Annotated in this window: 17 protein-coding genes and 1 pseudogene; 10 read left to right on the top strand and 8 right to left on the bottom strand. The window is 56.4% G+C overall.

Features of this window, described 5'->3' with window-relative positions:
- Window positions 1-20: 20 nt before the first annotated feature.
- From GGR95_RS05820 to GGR95_RS05805, 4 genes are read right to left on the bottom strand one after another with little or no spacing between them, the layout of a single operon-like run.
- Window positions 21-629 carry a hypothetical protein gene (locus GGR95_RS05820; RefSeq protein ID WP_184564578.1) on the bottom strand — a complete coding sequence of 203 codons (609 nt, stop codon included), beginning with the start codon at window positions 627-629 and terminating at the stop codon, window positions 21-23.
- A 17-nt stretch (window positions 630-646) separates the two neighbouring features.
- Window positions 647-1,072 (bottom strand): VOC family protein, encoded by a 426-nt coding sequence (locus GGR95_RS05815; RefSeq protein WP_184563777.1) that lies wholly within the window; start codon window positions 1,070-1,072, stop codon window positions 647-649.
- A 4-nt stretch (window positions 1,073-1,076) separates the two neighbouring features.
- On the bottom strand, window positions 1,077-1,832 hold the full coding sequence (locus GGR95_RS05810; RefSeq protein ID WP_184563775.1) for an alpha/beta fold hydrolase: 756 nt from the start codon (window positions 1,830-1,832) through the stop codon (window positions 1,077-1,079).
- Window positions 1,833-1,873: 41 nt separating this feature from the next.
- Entirely contained in the window at window positions 1,874-2,104 is a 231-nt protein-coding gene (locus tag GGR95_RS05805) for a hypothetical protein (protein WP_184563773.1), read from the bottom strand.
- A 139-nt stretch (window positions 2,105-2,243) separates the two neighbouring features.
- Here GGR95_RS05805 and GGR95_RS05800 point away from each other — a divergent pair, with 139 nt between their 5' ends.
- The 6 genes from GGR95_RS05800 to GGR95_RS05775 all read left to right on the top strand — a co-directional run bounded on the left by GGR95_RS05800 (window position 2,244) and on the right by GGR95_RS05775 (window position 8,200).
- Window positions 2,244-3,434 carry an MFS transporter gene (locus tag GGR95_RS05800; protein WP_184563771.1) on the top strand — a complete coding sequence of 397 codons (1,191 nt, stop codon included), beginning with the start codon at window positions 2,244-2,246 and terminating at the stop codon, window positions 3,432-3,434.
- Window positions 3,435-3,520: 86 nt separating this feature from the next.
- Window positions 3,521-5,467 (top strand): threonine--tRNA ligase, encoded by a 1,947-nt coding sequence (thrS, locus tag GGR95_RS05795; RefSeq protein WP_184563769.1) that lies wholly within the window; start codon window positions 3,521-3,523, stop codon window positions 5,465-5,467.
- A 201-nt stretch (window positions 5,468-5,668) separates the two neighbouring features.
- A complete protein-coding gene (locus GGR95_RS05790; protein ID WP_184563766.1) occupies window positions 5,669-5,971 on the top strand; it encodes a BufA1 family periplasmic bufferin-type metallophore in 303 nt (100 codons plus the stop codon).
- A 71-nt stretch (window positions 5,972-6,042) separates the two neighbouring features.
- Window positions 6,043-6,903 carry an MNIO family bufferin maturase gene (gene bufB / locus GGR95_RS05785; RefSeq protein WP_184563764.1) on the top strand — a complete coding sequence of 287 codons (861 nt, stop codon included), beginning with the start codon at window positions 6,043-6,045 and terminating at the stop codon, window positions 6,901-6,903.
- The gene (locus GGR95_RS05780; RefSeq protein WP_184563762.1) at window positions 6,903-7,655 is read left to right on the top strand and encodes an HvfC/BufC N-terminal domain-containing protein; all 753 of its coding nucleotides are present in this window, start codon (window positions 6,903-6,905) and stop codon (window positions 7,653-7,655) included. Before bufB ends, GGR95_RS05780 begins: the two co-directional genes overlap by 1 nt.
- On the top strand, window positions 7,652-8,200 hold the full coding sequence (locus tag GGR95_RS05775; RefSeq protein WP_184563760.1) for a DoxX family protein: 549 nt from the start codon (window positions 7,652-7,654) through the stop codon (window positions 8,198-8,200). Before GGR95_RS05780 ends, GGR95_RS05775 begins: the two co-directional genes overlap by 4 nt.
- Here the strand turns inward: GGR95_RS05775 and GGR95_RS05770 are convergent.
- The 3 genes from GGR95_RS05770 to thyX all read right to left on the bottom strand — a co-directional run bounded on the left by GGR95_RS05770 (window position 8,183) and on the right by thyX (window position 10,157).
- Window positions 8,183-8,506 (bottom strand): ArsC/Spx/MgsR family protein, encoded by a 324-nt coding sequence (locus GGR95_RS05770; protein WP_184564576.1) that lies wholly within the window; start codon window positions 8,504-8,506, stop codon window positions 8,183-8,185. The genes GGR95_RS05775 and GGR95_RS05770 overlap by 18 nt on opposite strands.
- Before the next feature lie 90 nt (window positions 8,507-8,596).
- Window positions 8,597-8,911, bottom strand: a complete 315-nt coding sequence (locus GGR95_RS05765) for a hypothetical protein (RefSeq protein WP_246423304.1) — start codon at window positions 8,909-8,911, stop codon at window positions 8,597-8,599.
- A gap of 325 nt (window positions 8,912-9,236) precedes the next feature.
- On the bottom strand, window positions 9,237-10,157 hold the full coding sequence (thyX, locus tag GGR95_RS05760; protein WP_184563758.1) for an FAD-dependent thymidylate synthase: 921 nt from the start codon (window positions 10,155-10,157) through the stop codon (window positions 9,237-9,239).
- A 205-nt stretch (window positions 10,158-10,362) separates the two neighbouring features.
- Here thyX and GGR95_RS05755 point away from each other — a divergent pair, with 205 nt between their 5' ends.
- From GGR95_RS05755 to GGR95_RS05740, 4 genes are all read left to right on the top strand, one after another.
- Complete coding sequence (locus tag GGR95_RS05755; RefSeq protein ID WP_184563756.1) at window positions 10,363-11,430, top strand: hypothetical protein; 1,068 nt, start codon at window positions 10,363-10,365, stop codon at window positions 11,428-11,430.
- A gap of 4 nt (window positions 11,431-11,434) precedes the next feature.
- Window positions 11,435-12,871, top strand: a complete 1,437-nt coding sequence (locus GGR95_RS05750) for a surface lipoprotein assembly modifier (protein WP_184563754.1) — start codon at window positions 11,435-11,437, stop codon at window positions 12,869-12,871.
- A 77-nt stretch (window positions 12,872-12,948) separates the two neighbouring features.
- Window positions 12,949-13,383, top strand: a complete 435-nt coding sequence (locus tag GGR95_RS05745) for a VOC family protein (protein WP_184563752.1) — start codon at window positions 12,949-12,951, stop codon at window positions 13,381-13,383.
- Window positions 13,384-13,450: 67 nt separating this feature from the next.
- Window positions 13,451-14,149, top strand: coding sequence for a DUF1194 domain-containing protein (locus GGR95_RS05740; protein ID WP_184563750.1), 699 nt, complete (start codon window positions 13,451-13,453; stop codon window positions 14,147-14,149).
- A 79-nt stretch (window positions 14,150-14,228) separates the two neighbouring features.
- On the opposite strand, the pseudogene GGR95_RS05735 reads toward GGR95_RS05740, so the two are convergent.
- Window positions 14,229-14,450 (bottom strand): annotated as a pseudogene (locus GGR95_RS05735) (MarR family transcriptional regulator); the annotation flags it as partial.
- Window positions 14,451-14,547: the final 97 nt, after the last annotated feature.

Raw genomic sequence — 14,547 nt, 5'->3', positions numbered from 1 at the left:
ACGCCGCCGTGTGCAAGCCCTCAGGGATAGGCAATGCCTCTAAATGGGGGGAAATCCGCGTATCGTGCGGCACGGGCTGACAAATCTTCGGTTGGCGGCTCCCCTGCCCGCAACAACATCCCGCGCGGAGCAATGTAGCTGCTGATGGTGCGCAAAGGTTCCGGGCGCCAAACCAGATTGAACGCCGCCAGCTTTGGAAAGAACCACATTTCGGAATAAGGCAGATGATCATGCACCCACCACGCAAGATCACGCCAGTCGCGGCCCTGTGCGTATTGATCCGCAAACCATGGGATCACCAGTGATGTGCCTGCAATGGGGCGGTCGGAGTAATCCCAGATGTGACATTCAATGGGGTTATCACTGCGCGCACAGTTCAGATTATTGTCGTTCCCATAGGTATTCAGCGCGGTTGAGCGATAGCCTGAGCGGATAGCGATACGGCCAAAGGTCTCCTCCAACGGGTCCAGCAAATCGGTGCACAGACGGCGTCCATGAGTGAGGGCCAGATCGGGGTCGTCGGGGATATTGGGGATACCATGGACCGCGCTGATCTCGCTCATCAGGAAATCACGCATGTAGAAATGTTTGGATAAACGCACGCGGCCCAGTTCTTCTAGGCCGCGCATGCTGGCGGGTTTGCGCCTCAATAGCCATTCCAGCGGAATGCGCCTTCGGGCGACAATGGCGAAAACGGGTTGTGCGATACCTCCCAGATGGTGCCCTCTGGATCGGCGAAGTAGCCGATATGCCCGCCCCAGAACACATCCGATGCGGGCCGCAAAATGCGCCCGCCTGCACCTTCGGCCAAGGCCAACAATGGAGCGACATCTTCCTTACTGCGCACATTATAGGAAAAAGTCGAAGCTCCGCGCCCCAACTCCTCCACAGGCAAGCCAATGTCCTCGGCCAATTTTTCCAATGGATACAGCCCCAGCGCCTGACCGATCAGGTCAAAAACAATGATGCCGTCTTCGCTTTCGACACGTTGCCACCCCAAGGCTTCATAGAAGGCGGCGGTGGCCTCCAAATCTTGTACACCAAGGGTGATCAGGCTGATACGTTGGTCCATCGCTTTACTCCTCTATCGCCGCGATGATCTCCTCCACTGCGGCTTCGATCAAGTCCAAACATGTGCGATCAGAAAAGCGGTGATCTGCGTCTTTTACCAGCACCAACTGCATGTCAGGGCTTGCCGCATGTTCCAGCAGCCTTGTTGCGGTTGCAACGCTCACGGCAGTATCGGCAGTGCCTTGTAACATGCGTACGCTGAACGGCAGCTCAAGCGGATCGCGCAACACCAGACGGGTGCGCCCATCCTCCACCATACGTTTGGTGACAATATAGGGTTCCATATAATCTGAGGGCAGCGCCACTTGTCCCTTCGCTTCCAGCTCGGCTTTTTGCGCATCGTCAAAACCCGCCCACCAGCCGTCTTCGGTGAAATCAGGCGCCGCAGCAACGGTGACCAGCCCCGCCAGACGTTCGGGCCGTGCCCGCGCCAGCAGCAAAGATTGCCAGCCGCCCATGCTGGAGCCCACAGGCACAATCGGCCCCTGCGTCAGCCCATCAATCACGGCAAGCGTATCTTCGTGCCAATCGCCGATACAGCCTTCCTCAAACGTGCCAGATGATTGCCCGTGGCCAGAATAATCAAACCGCAAAAATGCACGCCCTGTGGCCTGCGCCCAATCCTCAAGATGCACAGCTTTGGTGCCTTCCATGTCGGATTTCAGCCCGCCTAGAAACACCACACACGGCCCATCGCCTTCTGTCAGGTGATAAGCAATCCGGCGGCCCTGCGCCGTGTCCAAATATGTTGGTTCTGCCATTGGTGGTCTCCTCGTGGGTGTTTAAATATGCGGGCCGCGCCTTAGCCACCGATATAGGGGGTCTTGCTGGGGCGGAAGAATACTTTTTGATTGTGCAAACGGCCTAACAGCTCGTCTATGTCGCGCACCGGATCACCCGCGCCGCCATTGGGCAGCAGCGCCCGCGCCCCTTCACGCCCCAGCGACAAATCGCGTTTGACAACATTCAACGCCGACTCGATCAGTGCGATGTCGCTGATGCTCAGATCGAAACTTTTGTTATGTTTAGACATGGCTGACCTTTCCAAGAAGCCCCGAGTATGACGCAGCAACCGCAAGTCTGCCAGCGCCGAGGCCAAAATGCCGTAACGGCACTTGGACCAACATAGACCTGCCTCTTGCGAGGTCCACCGTTGTTGATAAACCAATCCTATGGACACAATGCAACCCGACATCACGCCACCAGACCGCCTGCTGATCCCCGCCCTTTCTGCGTGCAATTTCATCATCGGCATCGGGGCATTTGTCATCATCGGAATGTTAGAGCCGCTGGGCACGGATCTGGGCCGTTCTCCGGCGCAGGCAGGCCAGTTGATGACCATATACGCCGTAGCATATGCGATCCTGTCACCGCTTCTGGTTGCGGTTACAGGCAATATCGGACGCAGACGGGTCATGGCTGCCGGCTTTGCGCTGTTTGCGCTGGCAGCGGCAGTTTCCGCCCTGGCCCCCAACTTTGCGGTTTTAGGCGGTGCACGTGTTATCGCGGCAGCGGGAAGCGGCATCTTCACACCCCTTGCGGCCGCTGTTGCAGCAGGCCTCTATCCTGCCGAGCAGCGGGCAAGAGTGCTATCAGCCGTGTTCTTTGGCCTGACAATGAGCCAAGTGGCAGGTGTTCCTGTGGGCAGTTGGATCGCCTATACTTACGGCTGGCGTTGGGCCTTGTGGCTGGTCTTTGCACTTGCCTTACCATGTCTTTGGCTGATCTGGACGCGGGTGCCTGTGGGGTTGCGTTTTCAACCCGTCTCCCTGCGCGACTTGCGTGATGTCATTGGCGAAGGCCGCCTGATGCTGGCCATCGGCTTCACCGCCACATTCATCGGCGCGCAATATGTGCTCTTTACCTATATCACCCCGCTGTTGACCGAAACGATGGGCTTTGGCCGCGACGGGATCGCGATGATCTTGGTTGTGTCAGGCATTGGCGCAGTACCGGGTAATATTCTGGGTGGATTTCTGGCAGATCGCTTTGGCTGGCGCGCGACACTGACGGGCCTGTGTTTTGCACAAATCTGCCTCATGCCGATTTTCTCGTTTCTGCCCCTCAGCGTACCGCAACTGTTGGTGTTGGTGTTCTTTTGGGCGATGGGCAGTTGGTCCTTTATGGCCGCGCAACAAGGCCGCCTGATTGGGCTGGCTGGCCACCGCGCCCCTGTGGTGCTGGCCCTGAACGCTGCTGCGATTTACGTCGGCGCGGCCATAGGATCAGCCGTGGGTGGCGGGATGATCTTGCAATTCGGGATGCTGTCGCTGGGTATTGCAGCGGGAATCGGCGCGGTATTTGCACTGATACACCTGACATTTTCAGCACGCTATTCGCCTTTAGACAGCACAACCTCTTGACGCAAAGCGCCCAGAGAGTCACATAGCCGCCACACATAACCCGCAACCGGGCGTCTCGTAGGCGCCAAACTGACGAGGAGGCTCACATGGCCCAAATCGCACTCACCCTTCCCGATGGCAATGCACGACACTACGACGCAGGTATCACTGCGGGCGAGGTCGCTGCCGATATCTCTAAATCCCTTGGCAAAAAAGCCATCAGCGCCACCGTGAACGGCGCGCATTTCGATCTGGCATGGCCGATTGATGCGGATGCAGATATCGCCATTCACACCATGGCGGACGAAGATCAGGCCAATGAACTGGTGCGCCACGATCTGGCCCACATCATGGCCCGCGCTGTGCAAGACCTGTGGCCCGATACCAAAGTCACCATCGGCCCTGTCATCAAAGACGGCTGGTATTACGACTTTGATCGCAAGGAATCCTTCACACCCGAAGACCTCGGGTTGATTGAAAAGAAGATGAAAGAAATCATCAACGCCCGTGATCCTGTCCGTACAGAGGTCTGGGACCGCGCCCGTGCGATTAAACATTACGAAGACTTGGGTGAGCCTTATAAGGTCGAGTTGATCGAAGCGATCCCCGGCGATGAACCGCTACGCATGTATTGGCATGGCGAGTGGCAAGATCTGTGCCGTGGCCCCCACCTGCAACACACCGGCCAAGTGCCGGGCGATGCGTTCAAACTGATGTCCATCGCGGGTGCCTATTGGCGCGGCGACAGCGACCGCGCGATGCTGCAACGCATCTACGGCGTGGCCTTCACAGGCAAGGAAAAGCTAAAGGCCCACCTGAACATGCTGGAAGAGGCCGCCAAACGCGACCACCGCAAACTGGGCCGCGAAATGGACCTGTTCCACATGCAAGAAGAAGCCCCTGGTCAGGTGTTCTGGCATGCAAACGGCTGGATGATCTACACCGAACTGCAAGACTATATGCGCCGCAAACAGCGCGCCAACGGCTATGTCGAAGTGAACACACCGCAGATTGTGGACCGCAAACTGTGGGAAGCCTCGGGCCATTGGGAGAAATACCAAGAGAACATGTTTATCGTCGAAGTTGACGAGGAACACGCCCGCGAAAAAGCGGTGAATGCGCTCAAGCCGATGAACTGCCCGTGCCACGTTCAGGTCTTTAACCAAGGTCTGAAATCCTACCGCGACCTGCCACTGCGGATGGCGGAATTTGGATCGTGTAATCGCTATGAACCCTCAGGCGCGCTGCATGGCATCATGCGCGTGCGCGGCTTTACACAAGATGACGGGCATATTTTCTGTACAGAAGAGCAGATCGAGGAAGAGACCAGAATCTTCATCGAATTCCTATCGAATGTCTATGCCGATCTGGGCTTCAACAACTGGTCGATCAAGCTGTCTACACGTCCTGAAAAACGTGTTGGCTCTGATGAAAGCTGGGACATCGTCGAAGCGGCGTTGGGCAATGCCTGCAAGGCCGCAGGGCATGACTTTATCCTCAATCCCGGCGAAGGCGCGTTCTATGGCCCGAAACTGGAATTTGTGCTGACCGATGCGATTGGCCGTGACTGGCAATGTGGTACCTTGCAGGTTGACCCCAACATTCCAGAACGGCTTGGCGCGACATTTGTCGGGCAGGACGGCGCAAAACACACGCCCTATATGTTGCACCGTGCGACATTGGGATCGTTTGAGCGTTTCATCGGTATTCTGATCGAAGAACACGCCGGTAAACTTCCCTTCTGGCTGGCACCACGTCAGGTTGTTGTGGCGGGCATCACCTCAGATTCCGATGACTATGTGCTGGAAGTTGTTGCGCAATTGAAGGCTGCTGGCGTGCGTGCCGAAGCCGATATCCGCAATGAAAAAATCAACTATAAAGTGCGTGAGCACTCTGTCGGCAAAGTGCCTGTTATCCTTGCGGTTGGTGCACGCGAAGTAGAGGAGCGGACCGTGTCGGTACGACGTCTCGGGGAAAAGCAAACATCCGTGCAATCGCTGGATGATGTTACAGCCGCCCTAAAAATCGAAGCAACAGCGCCCGACCTGCTGTAACATTTGCAACATCGGGGGGCGAAATACCCCCCGATTGTTACAAAAACGGCCCACTCCCACGATTATGCGCCGTTTTCATTGAGTTTCCCGCCCAAACCCCTAACTCACCTGTGACACACTGTGTCGTGAGTAGATTTGCCTCCGCAGGCCTGCTTTACTACAGTTGTCACGACAGATTTGGTTCAAAAAGGGAGAGACCCGATGTCCACTACACTGAAAACCCTCGCGATTGCAGGCGCCGTTGCCGCATCATTTGGCAGCGTTGCAACAACCGCAGACGCCGCCTCCAAAGAAAAGTGCTATGGCGTTTCTCTGGCAGGTGCCAATGACTGCGCCGCTGGTCCGGGCACAACATGCGCGGGTACATCCGTCACCGATTACCAAGGCAACGCCTGGACATTGGTAGACGCGGGCACTTGCGCAACCATCGAACTACCTGCGCAAGCAGACGGCACAGCACGCCAAGGTTCGCTTGACGCGCTTGACCGCGACCTACCAGCATAAACTATTCCGACAGGCCTGTGCCAGCTGCACGGGCCTGTTGCCCCCCCCTCTTATGATTGGAGTGTATTGCAATGTTTGACCAATCCTCCCCTCCCCGCCGCCTGCCAAACAGCGTCGGCGTCGGATATAAACCCCAACATTTCAATCAGATGCGTGAAGCCCCCGGCCCTGTTGAATGGATTGAGGTTCATGCCGAGAATTACATGGGCGATGGCGGCCGCCCACACGCGCAACTGCGCGCGCTGAGCGAAGATTTCGCCCTTTCCGTACACGGCGTTGGCCTGTCAATCGGCGGCGAGACACCGCTGGACCGTGCCCACCTCACACGCCTGCGCACCCTGTTGGACCGCACCAACCCCGCCAGCTTCTCTGAGCATCTTGCGTGGTCTACCCATGGTGCCGAGTTCCTGAATGATCTGCTGCCCCTGCCCTATACAGCCACCACCCTAACACGCGTGGCTGATCATATCGCGCAGGTGCAAGATACGTTGGGCCGCCAAATGCTGCTGGAAAATCCTTCCAGCTACCTCGCCTTTGCCGAAAGCACCCTCTCCGAGACCGACTTTTTGGCGGCACTTGTCCACAAGACAGGCTGTGGTTTGTTGCTAGATGTGAACAATGTCTTTGTTTCATGCACAAATCTTGGCCTAGCCCCCCATGCCTATATTGACGCTTACCCGCTGGAGGCCGTGCACGAAGTGCATGTTGGCGGACATGACGAAGACAGCGATGATCATGGCGCGCCCTTGTTGATCGACAGCCACGGTGCCCCCGTGGTTGACCCAGTTTGGGCGCTGCTGGACTATACGTTGGCCCGAAGCGGCCCCAAACCCGTTTTGGTGGAATGGGACACTGACGTGCCAGACTGGCCCGTCCTACGCGTAGAAGCAGAGCGTGCTGCCAGCGCCCTCGCCTTGCTGCAGGCAAGCTGATGCACGTCACCCAGACCGAGTTCCGCGCCGCATTGCTGGATGCTGATGCGCCTGTACCCAGTGGCCTGTTGGACGGCGCAGGTGCGCCCGCTGGTCGCCGCTATGCGGTCTACCGAAACAACGTTGTCGTCTCGCTGATTGAGGCAATGAAGCTTGCCTTCCCGACTGTACGCGCCCTGCTGGGCCCAAATAACTTCGACAGCCTTGTACCGATGTACGTGCGGTTGCACCCGCCTGCCTCACCGCTGATGATGCATTACGGCGTTGAATTTCCTGAATTTCTGGCAGGGTTTGAGCCCTTGGCCCATCTTGGATATCTGGCTGATGTGGCACGGCTGGATCTGGAAATCCGCGCCTCTTATCACGCGGCTGATGCCCTGCCCTTTGATCCGAACACGCTGCAAGCCACGCCAGAAGTGCTAGCCCAAATACGGCTGACGCGCGCGCCTTCGACACGTGTTTTACGCTCGCGCTGGCCGCTGCATGATCTGTGGTGTCGCGCGACCCAGCCCGATGCGCCGCAACCGCGTGCGGTGGGTCAAGCGGTGATGATCACCCGCCCCGCCTTTGACCCTGCCGTGCACCTGCTGCCAACGGGCGCAGCCACTTGGATAGACGCGTTGATGACCCAAGATGTCGGGACCGCAATCGAGACAGCAACAACCGCCGCGCCCGAGTTTAATTTTGCCACCACACTGACACTGACCCTACAGGCACAGACCTTCTGCGCCCCCCAAAAGGACCCCAAATGACCCCCATTTTCTCGCTCTACACCCGCCTCACCGACACGCTGGAGCGCGCCGACTGGCTGCTACCGACACTGGCGCGTCTGCTGTTCGCGGCGATCTTTTTGATGTACTTCTGGGTATCAGGCCTGACCAAATTAGGCGACGGGTTTGGCGGCATTTTCTCTCCTTCTACAGGGGCTTACGTGCAGATGTTCCCACGAATGATGGAGGCGCTTGGCTATGACACCGATCAATTCAACATGTTGCAAAAGCTGATTGTGCTGTTTGGGACTTGGGCGGAGTTCATCCTGCCTGCGCTGGTTGTGCTGGGGTTGTTCACCCGCTTGGCAGCGCTGGGGATGATCGGATTTATCGCTGTGCAATCGCTGACCGATCTTTACGGCCATGGCGGCTGGGCGGATGCCAAAGTGCTAGGCGCGTGGTTTGACCGCTTTCCTGACGGGATCATCATGGATCAACGCGCACTTTGGGTGTTTTTGCTGTTGGTCTTGGTGTTCAAAGGGGCTGGGCCACTGTCGCTTGACCGCGCTTTAACCCCGCGCCGCTAGGGCGGTTTGCACATCGGCCGTCCAGCCGAGAAACAAAGTATCGTCCGCTTGGATCAGCGGGCGCTTCATCAAGGCGGGGTGCTTGGCGATCAAATCAAGCGGCGGTGCGGCGCGCTCGCTCTCCTCCAACCCGCGCCATGTGGTAGAGCGTGTGTTCAGCAAGGCGGCAGCGCCGAACGTCTCAAAGGCTTGCGCCATCACATCCTCAGGCACGCCCTCGGCACGGACATCGACCAATACGGCATCCGGCAACGCTTTTAGTGCCTTGCGGCAGGTGTCACAATTTTTGAGGCCGTAGAGGGTAATCATGGTGGTAGTCCCTTGAAATTGGGTAAAAAAGAACAAGGCTGACCCCGATCAGAGGCCAGCCTTTGGAGCCGAGTTCACCAGGTTTGCTTAGTCGAACGTGCAACCTTTGGTGCCAATCGGGCAATCTACACGCGAACGGTATACGGTGCGCTGGACCACTTTGCGCTGAACGCGTTTCTTGGCAACGGGGTGCGCTTTGGCTTGTTGATAGCTCATGTTCTGGTTCGGTACACCACAGCAGATTGTGCCGCTGATCGACACAGGCTGTAGGCCTGCGGGGCAGTAATTTTCTGTGGATTCATAGCGAAAGATTTTGGCTTCGGACCCTGCGGCGGCGGTTTGTGGCAGTGCTGCCATGAGACCAAAGGTGCCCGCGACGAGTAGTGCTTTGATTTTGTTCATTTTGTCCCTCGTGTGTTATCTGTTGCGGCCATTTTTGCCGAGGTGGGGTGGTAAGTCCAGTTTTTTCGAGGGGGAAACGGGTGTGTCATGCGTACACCGAGCGTGCACCGCCTGTACACTGGATAGGATTACACCTCAGCGTACAGGATAAAGCTCCCTGCCCAATCGGAGATTAGGTATGTGTGGTTCGGGTATTGGAGTGAGTTGTAGGGTGGATGAAACCCATCCAATGCGCGTGGGTTTCACCCACCCTACAGGCGTTGCCATCCCCCTGAGTGGGGCCAAGCCCTTTAACTCGTTACAGGTAAGGAAATAGAACCTGCAATTACCTAATCACACCCTCAAACTCACGCCATTCTCCCTTGCTCATGCCGCTGTTCTCTTGCGTCATTTCTTCGCCCGCCAACATGCGGCGGATGCAGTCCAAGGCGCGGCCTGAGAGGCTGGCGCCGCCCAAGCGGTAGTCTTCGAATGCGCCGTAAGCGGCCGGCACCCAATCGGCGACGACTTTGCAGATGGCATCGGCGTAAACGCGGATTTCATATTGGGCGTGGGGGTCGGCGCGCAGGCGAAGGAAGTGGAAGAGGTTGTGCAGATCAACTTTCCAATACCATTGCGTGTAGATGTTGGTGGGCAGGTTCATGCGGGCCAATTCGCGGGCCAGACCGTCTTGGGCTTCGCCGTCGGGGCCTTCGGTGCCGATCATTGCCTCGTAATTGTCATAAGCGCGATTCGAATCGGATTTAAGAATCTCCAGCACACGAGCGGCTTCCGCCCCTTCCAACACGCCACCACGGCCTTGATTGTTAACTACGGACTGCGCGTTCACGTGTTCGGGCGCAGGAATATAGAATTCACGGTCCAGAATCGAATAGCGGGCAGAGTATTCATTCACGTTTGCGGTCCGGTGTCTGATCCACTGGCGGGCCACAAAAACAGGCAGTTTCACGTGCAATTTAATCTCGCACATTTCAAAAGGTGTGGAGTGCCAATGGCGCATCAAATAGCGGATCAGCCCTTCGTCATTTTGTACAGATTTGGTGCCTTTTCCATAGCTTACCCGTGCCGCCTGACAAATGGCGGCATCGTCGCCCATGTAATCGATGACGCGGATAAACCCGTGATCAAGGACTTCGTGGGCAGTATAGAGATGCGCTTCCATCCCCTCGGAGACGGCACGCAAAGTGGGTGCAGATTGTGCGCGCTGCGCGTCAATTTCGGCTTGTTGTTCTGGGCTGATCGGCATGGGGGCGGGTCCTTGTGACGGATTGGAATGGATTCGCTGTTCACTATATCTTGCGGAGCGTCGGGCGGGAACGCGATATATGGTATTGTTTTTTCGCCATGGTACAGGGGTTTATCAGTCACTGTTAACACCCATCGTTGACAAAGCGCCAAGCGTGCAGCGATTGTCCCCGTTAACCAAACATAAAGTTTCCGAGGGCAGAGTAGTGAAAAATACAGTTATCAGTCTTGCGCTTATCGCAGGCCTTGCCGCGTGCAGCGGTGGCAATCCATTTGATGAAAACGCAACAGATACAGGCAGCGGTAGCGGCACGGATGGTGGCACAGACGGTGGCACAGATACGGGCGGCGAAACAGACGGCGATGGCATCGCTATCACTGATGGCACCCCACCGGGAACAGAGTCTCCGACATCTGGCGACACGATCTATCGAAGCGAAAAGCTAAACGAAGAAAGCGGCGACGGATACGCAAACAGCGTCTCTTACAATAGCGACGATGACACGTTCACTGTAAACAACCTGGCCTTTGATGGAGACAGCCCCTACGTGCGTGGCAAATCCGTGAGCAGCCTAAATGGTGGCCGTTTCAATGTTTATGAAGCGGAAGAGCTCGCCTTTGATCCAAACACTGGCGATGCGATCGACCAGTTTAAATACCGTGCTATTTATGGCGTGAGCAAAAACAGGACCACCGATGGCCGCAATGTGCCGACGACCCAATTTGCAATCGTACGCACAGGCGCTTACGTTAAATACGGGTTTGGCGGGTTCATTTACCAACGCGACGGCGGTGTAACACTGCCCGAAACCCTACAAGCAAAATACACGGGCAAGTCCGCAGGTTTGCGTGATTCCAATGATGGCGGCGACTTGCAATTCACAACCGCTGACGTTGAGATCAACATCGACAGCGATGATTTCGACAAAGGTGCTGGTGTGAATGGTCGCATTTCAAACCGCCGCGTTTTTGACCTCGACGGTAACGACATCACCGGCACTGTCGCGGCTACAATCGGAACTGGCCTCACCCAAATTCCTGACGCGCAACTTGTTGTCCAGGCTGGTGTTCTTCAGGATAGCGGCGACTTGGTAGGCGAGGTTGTGAGCAGTTATCGCACTGCCGATGGAAATGAGGTCGAGTATGAAACCGGCAATTACTATGCCATCGTCGCGGGCGATAATGCGGATGAAATCGTCGGTGTGTTTGTCCTAGAAGCCGGTAATTCACGCGATACTGGCGGATTTATCGTCTATCGGGGCAAAGACGAGTAAACCAATGACGTTTCTCAAGCGACATTTTGTTGCAGTTGTTTTTGGCGCGGTCACTGTTCTGACCGCGCCTTGTGCAATCGCCGACACTGATCCCGTACGACTCTCGGCTGAGCAAATGAGGCTGGCCGCTGATTTAAACATGCGCAACGGCCAGATTGACGTTGCTCTGTCCCTGACGGATGCATTGCTGAAACGCGACCCCGAGGATGTGACTGCGCTGATGATCCGCGCCTTTGCCATGCGCGCAAAGGCTGAATACGCAGCAGCACAAAAAGCGGCCCGTGCAGCATGGCAAGCATCAAAAACAGATGATCAAAAATACGCCGCCGCATTGCTTATGGCGCAAGCCCTGTCATCGGACGGCAAGCGCACACGTGCGCAGCTCTGGTTGCGTCGTGCAGGGCAAGTTGCGCCAAGTAAAGCCCATGAGGCCCGTGCGGCACAAGATTTCCGCTATGTCCAGCAGCGCAACCCGTGGCAGACAAACCTCTCTTTCACATTGCAGCCCAGTTCCAACATCAACAACGGTTCTTCACGCGATTCATCTTCGCTTTATTATGTGCTGGACCCGATTTTCGGCGGTAACGAGCTAACTTTGGGGGCCGCAAGCAAAGCGCTGTCGGGCTTGGAAACAGGGTTCAACGTTCAATCCCGTTACCGCTTTTTCCAAACCGAACGCACAGCGCATGATCTGCGGATGGGCCTTTCTTACCGCACGTATCAACTGTCTTCCTCATCCAAGAAAGATCTGGCTGCGGAAGATGCCGACCGGATCGGCAGAGGGCAGTCACCACTTGGATTGGAGGGCAGCGATTTTGCCTTCGGCACCGTTCAACTGGGCTATGGCTTTAAGAAAATGCGCGAGGACCAACGTGGTGAATTCAGCGCGACGGCTGACATCGGACAGAGTTTTTATGGCGGTGCCCGCTACAATAGCTTTTTGCGTGCCAGCGTCGGGCAGTCCTACTACCTAAACCCGCAGTCCAAGCTTAGCTTCGGGCTGAACGCGGATATCCGCAATGCCCAACGGGGGTCGGATCAGGAAAAATTGACCCTTAGCGCCGGGTTGAGCAAAAAGCTCGCCGATCAAAATGGCCTCTATTTGGGGATTTCAGCCAGTGCTCTGGCATCTGACACCGCGAGTTATGAGTATGAGGAAGTCAGCCTGCGCTCGGGTTATTTGCTGGGCCGTGAGGTCATGGGGACATCGCTGCAATTTGGACTGAGCACCAGCTTTCGCAACTATGATGTGTCGCCACACGACAAATCGGGCCGCCAAGATTTTCAAATTTCGGCAGATTTGACCGCCACGTTCAAAAATATTGACTATATGGGCTTTAACCCCAAAGTCAGCCTGAGCGCATCGAAGACGGACAGCAATATCGGCCTTTATGATGTGAACACTATGGGCCTAAGCATCGGCATCGCCTCGTCGTTTTAACGCCACTGTGTCTCGACACTGTGGCGCGTAATGCTAGGGTATGGGCAACACGCAATTGCCCATAAAGGAGCACCGCCATGCCGATCAAATTCCTTCACACGATGGTCCGCGTCAAAGACCTCGATGTGTCCCTCGCCTTTTACAAGCTGCTGGGACTTGAGGAACGCAAGCGTTATGAGTCCAAAGAGGGGCGGTTTACTCTGCTGTATCTCTGCCCTCCCGGTATGGATGACGGCCACGCGGACCTTGAGCTGACCTACAACTGGGACGGCGATGATGCGCTGCCCTCAGACAGCCGTCACTTTGGCCACTTGGCCTATTCCGTTGAAAACATCTATGAAACCTGCCAATTCCTGATGGACAATGGCGTGACCATCAACCGCCCTCCTCATGACGGGCGTATGGCTTTCATACGATCTCCTGACAACATCTCGGTTGAGCTGTTGCAAGAAGGGGATGCACTGGCGCCAGCAGAACCTTGGACATCTTTGGGCAACACCGGCAGCTGGTAATCCCCTCTTCGGCGGCAAGGCTCCTCTTTGCCGCCGAACACGCGCTGTTATCTGAGGAAACCACAGGATGAAAACAGCATTGCTTGCGGCATGTCTTGTGATGGGTCTGGGGCATTCGGCGAGGGCAGAAACCTGTCGTCAGGCGCTGGCTTTGGGGCTGGATGTTTCGGGGTCTGTGGATGCCCGTGAATACCGCCTGCAAATGGACGGGCTGGCGCAGGCCTTGGGCAGTACTGCTGTCCGTGCTGCACTGCTGGAACAAATCGACGCCCCCGTTGAGCTGTTGATCTATGAGTGGAGCGGTCCACAAGACCTGATGACACTGGTCCCCTGGACACGGATCACATCCCCCTCGACATTGGACGCCGTGATTGCGCAGTTGCTAGGCGTGACCCGTCGGGAGGGATCAACGCCGGGAACGGCATTGGGCGTTGCGATGTTGAGAGGGGCACAGCATTTGTCAGAACGCAGCCATTGCTGGCAGCGGACATTAGACATTTCTGGCGATGGCAAAAGCAACCTTGGCCCCCGCCCCCGCAACCTAAAGGCCCAGATCGAAGCCCAAGGCGTTACGATCAACGCACTGGTCATCGACGCTGACAACACCCAAGATTTAGGTGGTGGGCTTGCCGCATATTTTCGCGCCGATGTAATCTTGGGACCGAATGCGTTTGTAGAAACCGCAAACGGGTTTGAGGACTATGCAGCGGCCATGGAAATCAAGCTGCTGCGTGAATTGGACGGGCTGGTGCTGTCCATGAAATAACGCGACCCGACGTGTTGCTTTCATACAAACTCGGAGAGAGGATGCGGCAAACCTACGTGCCACACCCTACCTCTGTAGCTTAGTAAATGTAGCGGATTTGATCGACCCAATAGCGTTCTACCCGCTTGAGTGATGCTGTGATTTCGATCACGCCTTCCGGCCCCAACACGCCACGGTCTTCCAATCCGCCTGCGTGGCGCAAGAACAGGTTTGAAACCAGATCACGGATGTTCCGGCCCCGCTCGGTCAGTCGGACCCGAACGGATCGACGGTCAATTTCACAACGCTGGTGGTGCATATAGCGTAAGCGGTGCGCCCACCCCACCTTCCTTGTGAGCCCCTGATCTGAGATTCAGCCCTGACAGATGGATTATAAGGGAGTTTCTCCATGGAGCGCT

Origin of the sequence: Sulfitobacter undariae, from assembly GCF_014196805.1 — a bacterium.
Lineage (GTDB): Bacteria > Pseudomonadota > Alphaproteobacteria > Rhodobacterales > Rhodobacteraceae > Sulfitobacter > Sulfitobacter undariae.
This window is presented reverse-complemented; position numbering and strand designations above follow the sequence as displayed.

Bases quoted from the DNA above. Each gene is read 5' to 3' on its own strand.
- GGR95_RS05765 (WP_246423304.1), bottom strand. From the start codon at position 8,911: ATGAACAAAATCAAAGCACTACTCGTCGCGGGCACCTTTGGTCTCATG.
- GGR95_RS05800 (WP_184563771.1), top strand. From the start codon at position 2,244: ATGGACACAATGCAACCCGACATCACGCCACCAGACCGCCTGCTGATC.
- GGR95_RS05820 (WP_184564578.1), bottom strand. From the start codon at position 629: ATGCGCGGCCTAGAAGAACTGGGCCGCGTGCGTTTATCCAAACATTTC.
- bufB (WP_184563764.1), top strand. From the start codon at position 6,043: ATGTTTGACCAATCCTCCCCTCCCCGCCGCCTGCCAAACAGCGTCGGC.
- GGR95_RS05805 (WP_184563773.1), bottom strand. From the start codon at position 2,104: ATGTCTAAACATAACAAAAGTTTCGATCTGAGCATCAGCGACATCGCA.
- GGR95_RS05775 (WP_184563760.1), top strand. From the start codon at position 7,652: ATGACCCCCATTTTCTCGCTCTACACCCGCCTCACCGACACGCTGGAG.
- GGR95_RS05750 (WP_184563754.1), top strand. From the start codon at position 11,435: ATGACGTTTCTCAAGCGACATTTTGTTGCAGTTGTTTTTGGCGCGGTC.
- GGR95_RS05790 (WP_184563766.1), top strand. From the start codon at position 5,669: ATGTCCACTACACTGAAAACCCTCGCGATTGCAGGCGCCGTTGCCGCA.
- GGR95_RS05810 (WP_184563775.1), bottom strand. From the start codon at position 1,832: ATGGCAGAACCAACATATTTGGACACGGCGCAGGGCCGCCGGATTGCT.
- thrS (WP_184563769.1), top strand. From the start codon at position 3,521: ATGGCCCAAATCGCACTCACCCTTCCCGATGGCAATGCACGACACTAC.
- GGR95_RS05740 (WP_184563750.1), top strand. From the start codon at position 13,451: ATGAAAACAGCATTGCTTGCGGCATGTCTTGTGATGGGTCTGGGGCAT.
- GGR95_RS05815 (WP_184563777.1), bottom strand. From the start codon at position 1,072: ATGGACCAACGTATCAGCCTGATCACCCTTGGTGTACAAGATTTGGAG.
- GGR95_RS05745 (WP_184563752.1), top strand. From the start codon at position 12,949: ATGCCGATCAAATTCCTTCACACGATGGTCCGCGTCAAAGACCTCGAT.
- thyX (WP_184563758.1), bottom strand. From the start codon at position 10,157: ATGCCGATCAGCCCAGAACAACAAGCCGAAATTGACGCGCAGCGCGCA.
- GGR95_RS05780 (WP_184563762.1), top strand. From the start codon at position 6,903: ATGCACGTCACCCAGACCGAGTTCCGCGCCGCATTGCTGGATGCTGAT.